This is a genomic window from Mucilaginibacter sp. PAMB04274 (assembly GCF_039634385.2).
Lineage (GTDB): Bacteria > Bacteroidota > Bacteroidia > Sphingobacteriales > Sphingobacteriaceae > Mucilaginibacter.
In genome coordinates this window covers 2235894-2248275 of the sequence record NZ_CP155081.2, presented here as the reverse complement: position 1 = coordinate 2248275, position 12382 = coordinate 2235894, and the positions used below count along the sequence as shown (strand labels likewise).

Annotated in this window: 8 protein-coding genes; 3 read left to right on the top strand and 5 right to left on the bottom strand. The window is 43.1% G+C overall.

From position 1 onward, the window contains the following. Positions 1–115 precede the first annotated feature (115 nt). Positions 116–1312: a mannonate dehydratase gene (gene uxuA / locus ABDD95_RS09490; protein ID WP_345951647.1), complete on the bottom strand. Its 1197-nt coding sequence runs from the start codon at positions 1310–1312 to the stop codon at positions 116–118. Between the two features lie 468 nt (positions 1313–1780). Here uxuA and ABDD95_RS09485 point away from each other — a divergent pair, with 468 nt between their 5' ends. The 3 genes from ABDD95_RS09485 (at position 1781) to ABDD95_RS09475 (ending at position 6342) form a co-directional block, all read left to right on the top strand. Next, a complete protein-coding gene (locus ABDD95_RS09485; RefSeq protein ID WP_345951646.1) occupies positions 1781–2839 on the top strand; it encodes a LacI family DNA-binding transcriptional regulator in 1059 nt (352 codons plus the stop codon). Between the two features lie 4 nt (positions 2840–2843). After that, positions 2844–5009, top strand: coding sequence for an alpha-glucuronidase family glycosyl hydrolase (locus tag ABDD95_RS09480; RefSeq protein ID WP_345951645.1), 2166 nt, complete (start codon positions 2844–2846; stop codon positions 5007–5009). A 184-nt stretch (positions 5010–5193) separates the two neighbouring features. Next, the gene (locus ABDD95_RS09475) at positions 5194–6342 is read left to right on the top strand and encodes an MFS transporter (RefSeq protein WP_345951644.1); all 1149 of its coding nucleotides are present in this window, start codon (positions 5194–5196) and stop codon (positions 6340–6342) included. 97 nt (positions 6343–6439) lie between these two features. Here the strand turns inward: ABDD95_RS09475 and ABDD95_RS09470 are convergent, their stop codons facing one another. The 4 genes from ABDD95_RS09470 to ABDD95_RS09455 all read right to left on the bottom strand — a co-directional run bounded on the left by ABDD95_RS09470 (position 6440) and on the right by ABDD95_RS09455 (position 12194). After that, the gene (locus tag ABDD95_RS09470) at positions 6440–6793 is read right to left on the bottom strand and encodes a hypothetical protein (protein WP_345951643.1); all 354 of its coding nucleotides are present in this window, start codon (positions 6791–6793) and stop codon (positions 6440–6442) included. A gap of 707 nt (positions 6794–7500) precedes the next feature. Next, positions 7501–9171 (bottom strand): sodium/solute symporter, encoded by a 1671-nt coding sequence (locus ABDD95_RS09465; RefSeq protein ID WP_345951642.1) that lies wholly within the window; start codon positions 9169–9171, stop codon positions 7501–7503. Positions 9172–9221: 50 nt separating this feature from the next. Continuing rightward, positions 9222–10553 carry a xylose isomerase gene (gene xylA, locus ABDD95_RS09460; RefSeq protein WP_345951641.1) on the bottom strand — a complete coding sequence of 444 codons (1332 nt, stop codon included), beginning with the start codon at positions 10551–10553 and terminating at the stop codon, positions 9222–9224. A gap of 129 nt (positions 10554–10682) precedes the next feature. Further along, complete coding sequence (locus ABDD95_RS09455) at positions 10683–12194, bottom strand: FGGY family carbohydrate kinase (RefSeq protein WP_345951640.1); 1512 nt, start codon at positions 12192–12194, stop codon at positions 10683–10685. Between the last annotated feature and the right edge of the window lie 188 nt (positions 12195–12382).

The following is a 12382-nucleotide window of genomic DNA, read 5'->3' as shown; positions in this document are numbered from 1 at the left end:
TTACAAAATACGTAAACCCCCAAGGCCGTCAATACTAATGGCCTTGGGGTTTATAATTAGCCGGTTTTTAGGTTAACCCTAGGCGTTGTCGGCCGGCTGAGTGGATCACCGACTGTTAATCTGCGAATAACGTACGTTTAATACCCATCTCCAGTCCGCGCAGCTCGGCCAGCCCTTTTAAGCGGCCAATAACCGAATACCCGGGATACGTATTGTAATTGTAATCGTCGAGTAATTTGTGACCATGATCCGGGCGCATAGGCATGGCAACATCCGTACGGCCGCTGTCGAGGCGTTTCTTTTGTTCCAGTATAATGTTCTTCATTACCGCATACATATCCGTACTACCCTCCAGATGATCGGCTTCATAAAAGCTGCCGTCTGCCTCGCGATGCACATTGCGCAGATGCAGAAAATGAAAATGCTCACCCAAACGGGTCACAATACCAGGCAGATCATTGGCCGGATTAGCGCCTAAAGAACCGGTGCAAAATGTAAGGCCATTACTTGGCGATGGACAAGCGTTAACAACGTCGACCAAATCCTGCTCAGTAGATACTACACGAGGCAAACCTAAGATAGAGAATGGTGGATCGTCTGGATGCACACACATCTTAACGCCCAGTTTTTCAGCATCAGGGATAATAGCTTTTAAAAAGTAGGCCATGTGCTGCTTTAATACTTGCGAATCTATGTGTTCATATTTTTTAAGATACACCTTAAATTCATCAATCGTAAACACATCATCAGTGCCGGGCAAACCAGCCATTATAATATTCGTAAGCTTGATTTTTTCCTCGGCGCTCAAGCTGTCAAAATACTTTTTAGCTGCTTCTTGCTGGGCGGGTGTAAACTCCTGATAGGCTTCGGGCCGCTGTAATATGAAAAGATCAAACGCGGCGAGTGCAGGTGCATCATAGCGTAAGGCGGATGCATTGTTTGGTAAACGATAATCGAGGTTGGTACGTGTCCAATCCAGCACGGGCATAAAATTGTAGCACACTGTACTCAGGCCGGCCTCAGCCAGATTTTTAAGCGTTTTGATATACTTGTCAATGTATTCATCACGCTCAGCACTGGCTATGCGGATACTCTCATGTATATTCACACTTTCCACTACCGACCAGCGCAAACCTGCTGCTTCAATTTCAGCTTTACGTTTATTGATTTCTTCCAGGCTCCACTCCTCGCCTGCAGGTATATGATGCAGCGCATTTACAATGCCGGTTGCCCCGGTTTGTATAATGGCTTGTAACGTAACCGGATCAGACGGACCAAACCAGCGGAAAGTTTGTTCAAGGTTGTTTATCATATTTCTTTTAAATTATCAGACCTGTATGAAATCACTAATCTAATTTCCGAACCACAGCAAGGTAGCTTTCTAAAATGCTTGACGAAAATATTTTTCCTTCCTATTTGTAAACATGGCAACTACCAGCAAAATGCCACTGCCAATTTCAACAAGCCTGCTAAATAATTACTTATAAGACGTATTGCTACTAACAGTGACTGGTAACTGTCTTAACAGAACAAGGCGCAATTTACAATGCAGAACGTAATTTGGGTTTCGGTTTTTAAAACTGCAAACATTTATTTACAATTGCAATCGATTGTATTGATTATTTTGTACTTTCGCTAATAGCGTTTCAATAGCGCGAAAACCAATTTAATGATTAACTAATTTTCAGACAACAAATTGCTTAATGTGGGGAGACCTTGTGAACGTTGACGGTGCTTATTGAGTATTAAATAACAATTAATAGCTATTAATACTAACTTTATGCTGTTAAACACTGATACTGACATGAGTAATCCGGAAAAAGAAGTTACTATATACGACATAGCTAAAAAGTTAAATATATCGGCCGCTACAGTTAGCCGTGGTTTGATGGACCATCCATCGGTAAACATCAACACCAAACAAAGGGTACTGGAGGCCGCCCAAAGTATGGGTTACCGGTCTAATCACTTAGCAAGTAACCTGCGGAAGAAGAAGAGTAACATTGTAGGAATAATTGTGGGTAACCTTAATAGTAGCTTTATGTCGAATGTAATTTCGGGTGTTGAAAAAGTACTGAGCGATGCAGGCTATAACCTGATCATTAGTCAATCGCTGGATAATATTGCCAAAGAGGTAAATATTGCTCAAGCGATGTATAACAACCGTGTTGATGGTTTGCTGGTATCACTAGCTTATGATACTGAGAATGCAGACCACTTTGAGAGCTTTGTTAAGCGAGGTATTCCACTGGTGTATTTTGACCGTGTATGGCCCCACCCACAGTGCCCGGGTATTGAAATTGATAACGTTAAGGCGGCTTATGAAATTACCGAACACTTGATAAATCAAGGTTGCAAGCGTATAGCACACGTTACCGCCTATAAATTAAGCGCCGTGGCAGCTGATCGTTTTAAAGGTTTTAAGCAAGCGCTGGACGACCATAATATAACTTTTGACGAAGACCTGGTTTTGCTCACGCAGCTTACACTACAAGCTGGCCGGGAGGCAGCTCATACAATACTAGCTATGCCTGAGCGCCCTGACGGCGTTTTTGTAACGAACGATGCCTGTGCGGTTGCATGTATGCAGGAGCTCAAGCGTCATGGTATCCGCATTCCGGAGGACATTGCCTTCGCCGGTTTTAATAATGATACAGAAGCCAGCATTATCGAGCCTAATTTAACCACTGTAAACTACAAGGGGTACGATATGGGCGAAGTGGCTGCAAAAATATTAGTTAACCGATTGCATAATAACAAACACCATGTAGCCGCCGACAACCGACTGATACAAAAGTCTGAGTTGATTATACGCGACTCGTCTCTTAAAAAAAAATAAAACCATGACCAGACCATCTGCCTGCGTTATCCTGTTCCTCTTTTTGTTCAACATCACCAACACTAAAGCCGAAGATGGATACCGCCTGTGGCTGCGTTATGATAAGGTTAAAAGTACCGCTTTGTATAACGGCTACCGGCAGTCGGTTAAACAACTAGCGTTTACTGGTTCATCAGCAACTGCACAGGCCGCAAAAAAAGAATTGTTAGATGGCTTGCAGCAAATACTGAGTTTGCAACCTGCACAGGTAAGTAACATAACCGCAAATGGAACGCTGATTATTGGCACGCCCAAAAGTTCGAAAGTTATTGCTACTTACAGCCCGGAACTTCATGAGTCGGGCGATGAAGGCTATTTTATAAAATCAGCAACTATAGCTGGTAAAAGCTGCCTCATTATTGGCGGCAACACAGATAAAGGTATTTTATACGGCGTATTTAACTTCTTAAGACTGTTGCAAACCGGTCAAAGCCTACAGCAAGTATCCATCAATGAAAGTCCAAAAATTAAGTACCGTTTACTAAACCATTGGGACAACCTCGACCGTACGGTAGAACGAGGGTATGCAGGCTCTTCCATTTGGAAATGGCATAAGCTGCCCGGATATATCGATCCTCGGTATCTTGATTACGCTCGTGCCAATGCTTCTATTGGAATCAACGGTGCAGTAGTTAATAACGTAAATGCAAGTGCGATATCTTTAACTAAAGACTACCTAATTAAAGCGGCAGCATTAGCCAATGTGTTTCGCACTTATGGTATGAAAATTTACCTGACCGCACGTTTCAGTGCGCCTATCGAAATTGGCGGTCTCAAAACTGCAGACCCGCTGGATGCAGGCGTACAAAAATGGTGGAAAGACAAAGCCGATGAGATTTACTCTTATATACCCGATTTTGGTGGCTTTATTGTAAAAGCTAATTCCGAAGGCCAGCCCGGCCCGCAAACTTATAACCGAAACCATGTTGATGGTGCCAACATGTTAGCCGATGCCTTAAAACCACATAACGGCATTGTAATGTGGCGCGCGTTTGTATATGACGATAAGGTGCCGGACGACCGTGCAAAACAGGCTTATAATGAGTTTAAACCGCTCGACGGGCAATTTCGCAGCAATGTTATTGTGCAGGTAAAAAATGGTGCTATTGATTTTCAGCCGCGCGAACCTTTTCATCCACTTTTTGGTGCTATGCGCAAAACGCCGCTTATGATGGAATACCAGGTTACGCAAGAATACCTGGGATTTTCTACTCACCTGGTTTACCTGGCGCCGTTGTTTAAAGAATGTCTTGAATCGGATACCTATGCAAAGGGCAAAGGTTCAACCGTGGCTAAAGTAATTGAAGGGAAAGTAGATAACCATGCACTTACGGGTATGGCCGGTGTAGCAAATATTGGCTCAGATGTGAACTGGACCGGTCATCCTTTTGCCCAGGCTAACTGGTATGCATTCGGCCGCCTGGCCTGGAACCCGGCATTGAGCTCAGATGCGATAGCTGATGAATGGCTGCGCATGACGTTCAGTAACGACAACACCTTCATAGCCCCGGTAAAACGACTCATGCTCAGCTCACGCGAAACTGCGGTTGACTACATGACCCCGTTGGGCTTACACCATATTATGGGCACCGGCGCGCACTATGGCCCAGGGCCGTGGGTTAGCGATTTAAGCCGCCCCGACTGGAACCCTGTGTATTATCACAAAGCCGATTCGGCTGGGGTAGGTTTTGACCGCACCTCAAAAGGCAGCAATGCTGTTGGCCAATATTTCCCCGAGGTGCGCGAGCAATTTGAGAACATACAGACCACTCCTGAAAAATACCTGCTCTGGTTCCATCACGTGAGTTGGAACTATCCTATGCCATCGGGCAGAACCTTGTGGCAGGATTTAGTGCATCATTATTACCGGGGTGTGGATTCTGTTCGCAGCATGCAAAAAACGTGGAGCCTGATGCAAGGCAAAATCGACAATTCGCGTTTTAACGAGGTGAAACAGCTCCTGGCCATACAGGAGCAGGAAGCCGTATTTTGGCGTGATGCCTGCGTGTTATACTTTCAGAGCTTTTCTAAACAGCCTATACCTGCCGGTTACGAAAAGCCTGAACATGATCTGGCGTATTACCGCAACAAAAAATATTTCTTTCTGCCTGGCATAGGTGGTGTGCAGTAATACATGAAGGTAAAAGCTAGCAGAACAGGGGTGTTTCATCCAGCAAGATCTCTACTTTAATAGTTTTTAAGGGACGTTCTGCAAAACCAGTCCAGCGTACGATAGAAATATCTTTATACAGCACCTTCCACAATTCTGAAATTCTTTACACCATCACCCCGGTATAATCTTATTTTTGCCGGCAATGACAGAGGTTAGGAACAGGTCGCCGCGGGAGTTGCGGATAGGATGTGCTGTATTTTTTTTTATTTCAGGCTTCGGCTACTCTTCCTGGGCCTCGCGTATACCATCGGTGCAGCAACACCTAAATTTGTCTGAGGCGCAATTAGGAACCTTATTATTTGCTTTGCCTATAGGCCTTATGTTAACTCTGCCAGTTACCGGGCGTTTGTTAAGCCATTATGCCAGCCGCACCATCATGATGACGGGTGCACTGCTTTTCAACATTGTATTATTCTTTTTAGGCTTAGGAACCGAGGTATGGCAATTCTATATCATTTTATTTGCCTTTGGTGCTGCGCGCAACCTGTTAAACTTGTCGGTTAATGCTCAATCGGTAGGTGTACAATCGTTATATACCAAATCTGTAATCACCACCTTTCATGGTATATGGAGCCTGGCTGGCTTTGCCGGGGCTGCTGTTGGCTACCTCATGGTTCGCTTTAATATTGGTTTATTTTACCACTTGGGCGCAGTTAGTATTTTGCTTTGTATTACATCCTTATATTTTTATTCGTACAGCTTTTACGAAAAGCCCAAGCCGGTTGAGCGCAAGCCATTTTTGATACTGCCCGACCGTTACATGCTTAAATTTGCCATCATCTCTTTTGCTTGTATGGCCTGTGAGAATACGATGTATGATTGGAGCGCTATTTATTTTGATAAGGCCATACATGCAGGTCAATCAGCTTCAACGGCAGCCTTTGTTGTTTACATGGTAGCCATGACCACCGGCCGTTTTGTTGGCGACAAATTGGTAGTACTTACTGGCATTAAAAACCTTTTAAATTACAGTGGCTGGTTTATTTTTTGCGGGCTTACATTAGCTGTTGCCCTTCCCTACCCTGTTACCGCTGGTTTGGGATTTATACTGGTTGGTTTGGGTGTATCATGCGTTGTGCCGCTGGTTTTCAGTATTGCAGGCAAATCGGCTAAACTAAGCAGCGGTGCCGCTATCGCGTCTATATCTACCATCGGTTATTTTGGTTTTTTGCTCGTGCCGCCTGTTATTGGTTACATGGCGCAAGCTTTTAGTATGCGGTGGTCGTTCGGATTAATTGCCTTATTGGGTGGGCTGATTGTGTTGACGGTTAGGAAGATTGAGGAAGAGTAAATATCCTGCCGCTTCATTAACGATTAAGAGTCTTTGAGTAACAAATGTACATGGAATGGTTCCAGAAACAATTTTCGGTATAATAACTTAGGCACTTTTACACAATTGGGAAATATTTAACACTCCACTCGTTACCATCCTTCATATATAAGGTAAATGTATAATTGTCAGTCCACCTGCATTTTGCATAATATATAAACTCCCCATTATAAGCTTCAACATTTACCAGCAGTTCTTGTTTGATTATTTCACCATTCTTCCTTTTTATAATTCCGGTTGCCATAAAGCGTTCTATGTCCCAATAACATTGTATATAGCCCAATAAGTCTTTAGAGGGTGACATCAATGACTTCAAAGTAAATTTGTATTCAAGATTCAAACGGATACAGGAATCAAATGCATTGATTAAAGGTTGCTTCTCCCAATCATTTACATCGGCTAATAAAAGCATAGAAGTATGCAGTAATGTCAACAATAACCTTTTTTTTTCGATGCTCCCAAGTTTTAAGAAGGCCGAAATACAAAATATCTTTCGACTACTGCTACATTGCCATAGTCATTATCTTTTATTAGAACACCGCTTTCCTCTTCCCGTCTATCATTAACCAAAATAACTACATTTCGATACGGTCCGGTATCATACTTTTTTAAATATGACCAATAATGTTCCTGTATGCACCATGTATACCGGTTAAATTCTGATAATGGATGTTTAAAGACCGTTTTGACTGAAATTTCTTTTAACTGCATACTACTGCATCACTGGATGGGTTAGATGATGAGCAAGGTGTAGAATGAGTATAATAGTTGACTGTTGTATAAGATGTATTTGATAGAAGCATAATCCACTTTATATGTCATTTAAAGCATTGTTGTAAATTACCAATGGTCAGAGTGAAGTAAAACAATAAAAATATGAACCTGTAATAAGGCAAATATAGTCAAACCCAGAACTATCTTGCTGACCACTTTAATTATCTCAACGCTTGCAAAAACGACGAAGTGCCAAATACTATACTTAGAATACTTCGAAGCACAAACTTGTAGATTATTTAACCCCATACTGGGTTTATATTACTGTACAGTCTTAAAATCATGCTATTAAAAAAAGGCGGCTATATTAAAGATAGCCGCCTTTACAATTATTCTAAATGCTGCTTACCAAAGTAAGGTATAAATAGCTACTAGAATACCACAGATAATCAATGAACCTATGGCAAACGAGTTAGATGTTTTGAACATTGATGCATCCACATCCAAGCCGTTGGTTTTAACGCCACGAGCGGTTTCGATGGTGCTGATGATCCACATACCAATTATACAGATGATGAACACAAAGCCCATACGGTCAAGGAATGGTATTTCGTATAAACCACTGTCTTTGTTAACCACTGCAAATCCAACCGGACTTAGGAACGATAGATCCATAAACTCTGGTAAAAATTTAAATAATACCGAGAAGATGAAACCGCCTATAGTTGCGAAAAGAGCTGCATTTGATGTTGCTTTTTTCCAGAAGAAGCCTAGGATAAACATGGCGAAAATACCGGGGGATACAAATCCTGTATACTCCTGAATAAAGGTAAAGCCACCTTTTTTGTCAATACCCAGGAATGGAGAGATAACCACACCTAATATCATGGCCACAACAACGGTTATTTTACCTACCGTTACCAATTTATAGTCCGGCGTTTCAGGCTTCAGCTTTTTGAAAATATCAAGCGTAAAGATGGTTGCAATACTGTTTGCTTTACCTGCCAAAGAAGCTACCACCGCCGCTGTTAACGCCGCAAATGATAAGCCTTTAAAGCCGGTTGGCAGTAAGTTTAACAACACTGGATAGGCGTTATCGGGATTAGCTTTTAAGCTATTCTGCGCATCACCTGCAAACACTTGATCTTTATACAACACGTAGGCTGCAATACCAGGTAACACCACAATTAGCGGCATCAGTAGTTTCAGGAAGGCCGCAAACAAGATACCGCCACGAGCCGTTTTTAAGTTGGCACCCAGCGCACGTTGGGTAATGTATTGGTTACATCCCCAATAGTTCAGATTCACGATCCACATACCGCCTAAAAGTACAGTTAAGCCCGGCAGGTCAATATATTTAGGATTATCACGTTTTAAGATCATGTGGAAGTGGTCGTTAGCCTTTTCGCTCATCACCTTCAACCCGTTAAATATACCTGTAGTACCATTATGCTCGGCAACCAGGGTAACCGCAATATAGGTGGTTACCAAACCGCCTAGTATGAGGAAGAACACCTGTATTACGTCAGTAAAGCCAATTACCTTCATACCGCCCAGTGTAATAATTACGGCAAAGAATGCAAGCGCAATTAAACACACGGTAAAGTTGATGCCTGAGATACCATTAACTGCAATTGCACCCAAGTACAAAATAGAGGTAAGATTCACAATTACATACAGCAACAACCAAAACACAGCCATAATCATGGCTACGGTGCTGTTGTAGCGCTGATGCAAAAACTGCGGCATGGTAAAGATTTTATTGCGCAGATAAACCGGAATGAAGAATATTGCCACGATTACCAATGTAATAGCTGCCATCAGCTCATAAGCTGATACTGCTAACCCCATTGTAAAGCCGTTACCGCTCATGGCCACAAACTGCTCGGCGGATATGTTAGAAGCAATCAGCGATGAACCTATGGCCCACCAGGTTAACGACCCCTCCGCTAAAAAGTAATCTTTAGATGTTGCATCAGCATTACGCTTGCGGCGATATACCCACAAACCATAAACGGCTACAATCAGGAAGTAAATCAGGAATACAGCGTAGTCTCCCGTGGTTAATTCTTTCATTTTTTAAATGTATACTTTGGATTAATTGGTTTAACTGGCAACAAGTATAATTAAATATACCGGTTAATCAAATTTTCGAGATACTCCTGTTTTCCACTAATGGTGGCAGGTTCGCCGTTTTCAATGGCGTAAGCTCTCAAATCTTCTAAAGTAAGCTTGCCTTCTTCAAATTCCTTACCTTTTCCACTGTCGAATGAGGCATAGCGGTCGGTAACAATTTTGGTATAATCTGATTTTTGCAGAATGTTATCGGCAATGATCAATGCCCTTGCAAACACGTCGGCTCCACCAATGTGCGCATAAAACAAATCGGCCGGATCAGTTGAGTTACGGCGTATCTTAGCATCAAAGTTAATACCACCACCTTTTAAGCCGCCGGCACGCAGCAATACCATCATATACTCAGTTACCTCGGTTATATCATTCGGGAACTGATCGGTATCCCAGCCGTTCTGGTAATCGCCGCGATTTGCATCCAGTGAACCCAGTAAGCCAGCATCAGCAGCTACCTGCATCTCATGCTGAAAGGTGTGACCGGCCAGCGTAGCGTGGTTTACTTCCAAATTCAACTTAAAGTCGTTCATCAAATCGTATTTCTGCAAAAAGCTTAAGCAGGTTGCCGCATCATAATCATACTGATGTTTGGTTGGCTCACATGGTTTTGGCTCTAAAAAGAAATTACCGGTGAAACCGTTCTTGCGGGCATAATCCTTAGCCGCATGTAAAAACTTGGCCAGGTGTTCCTGCTCACGTTGCATGTTGGTATTTAGCAGGCTCATGTAGCCTTCTCTGCCACCCCAAAACACGTAATTCTCGCCGCCCAGGGCAATGGTTGCATCCAGGGCCGCCTTTACTTGTGCAGCGCCATGGGTTAACACGTGAAAATCGGGGTTGGTAGCTGCACCGTTCATATAACGCTTGTGCGAAAACAGGTTTGCCGTTCCCCACAGTAATTTAATGCCACTGGCTGTTTGCTTCTCTTTGGCGTAATCAACCAGGGTTTGCAGCCTGCGGTCGTTTTCGTTAACATCGTTGGTATAATCAACCACGTCTACGTCATGAAAGCAATAGTATGGCAGGCCCAATTTGGTAAAAAACTCAAATGCTGCATCCATCTTATCTTTAGCACGTTCTACCGCATCAGCTTTTTCATCCCAGGCGAAATCATGCGTTGCACCGCCAAAAGGATCACTACCATTACCGTTAAAAGAATGCCAGTACGAAACGGCAAATTTGAAATGGTCTTTTAAAGATTTGCCTGCTACAATACGGTTTTCGTCATACCAGCGGTAAGCCAATGGATTATCGCTCTCCGGACCTTCGTATTTGATCTGATCAATACCTTGGAAATACTCGCGGTCGCCTGTTAAAATGCTTGCCATTATAATTGTTATTAAGTGTTTGTTTTATATTAAGTTAATTTTGATATATCGAATTGTATAAGAGCCAATTACCCGGCAAAATAATTGTAACATTACACATTAATCGAATGCATAGCTACTAAGCTTGAATTACTTGAGGCTTTCTGTCTCAATGGCTTGTTCTGCAATAAGTTGCTTTTCGAGCAGTAACTTCCATTGCTGGTATACCTCTTCAATTTTGTTACCCCCCTGCGGTTCTATTACCTGCACCTTTTCCATACCGGTAAAGGCTTCGGCCGGTGAGGTGAATATACCTGCGCCAATACCCGCACCTAACGCAGCACCTACGCTGCCGTCGTTGTTATACAATTCAACCGGTACGCCGGTTACGTTTACAAACGTTTCGGCAAATAAATCACTTAAAAAGAGGTTTGCTTTGCCGGCGCGTATTACCGTAGGGTTCATGCCATTTTCGCGCATTATATCCAATCCATAACGGAAAGCGCAGGCTATCCCCTCCTGCACCGCCCTGAATATGTGAGACTGGCCATGCAGGTTTAAATCAATATGATGAAAGTGTACACCTACCAGCTTGTTGTTGAGCATGCGTTCGGCACCGTTACCAAAAGGCAAAATGCGTAAGCCGTTACTGCCAACAGGGGCTTGCCGGGCAAGCTCATTCATTTGGCCGTATCCAATATTAGCGCCGAACAGGTTTTTAGCCCAACGGTTTAAACTACCGGTGCCGTTGATGCATAACAATATGCCTAACCGCTTTTGCTCTTCCGCATAATTAACATGCGCAAAAGTGTTTACACGCGATTGCGGGTCGTACGCCAGTTGGTCGCTTACACCGTAAATAACACCCGAAGTTCCGGCTGTAGCAGCCACCTCGCCAGGGTTTAAAACATTTAGGGAAAGTGCGTTATTGGGCTGATCGCCAGCTTTGTAAGCAACCGGTATACCGGCTTTAAGTTTAAATTGAGAAGCTACAGATGATGTTAAGGTACCATGACCAGAGAAAACCGGGTTTACTGTTGGTATCAGTCCATCAGCAAAACCAAAGAAACGCATTACATCATCAGAGAGGCCATTTTCGAGGAAATCGTAAAATATCCCCTCAGATAATGCAGATACCGATGTAGTGATCTCGCCGGTTAACTTCATGGCAATAAAATCACCGGGCAGCATAATTTTGTCTATGCGGGCGTAAAGCTCTGGTTCATTCTCTTTTACCCAAGCCAGCTTGGCCGCCGTAAAGTTACCGGGTGAATTGAGCAAGTGCGACAGGCTTCTTTCCTCACCTATGGCTTCAAAGGCTTTATCTCCGTATTCAACCGCACGGCTATCGCACCAAATTATACTGTTACGCAAAACCTCCTGGTTTTTATCAACCAGTACCAGGCCATGCATCTGGTAGGCTATACCTATCGCAGCTATATCCTCCGGATTGTATAAGCCGGTAGCATGGCACCGTTGAAGAGCCTGCTGAGCCTGCTCCCACCACATATCTGGCGATTGCTCGGCCCAACCCAGCTGAAGGGAGATAATGGGTGATTCCGTATCCGGATATTGCGCCGATGCCAGGGCCTTTTGCGAATCAGCATCAACCACCGATACCTTTACGGATGACGTGCCGATATCAATACCTAATAGTAACATGGTTTATGTATATGTAATTTAAATTCAAAAACAGTGGTTAGTGTATCAATTGGGGCTTACAAAAACGAAGGTAATCTAAAATTTTTGCCTTTTGCAATCGATTGTCAAAGATAGTTTGATTTTGTTACCAAGCAAGAGTTAGTGTAAAAAAAACACATCAGTATTTTTCAAATTCAGGATAATTTTTG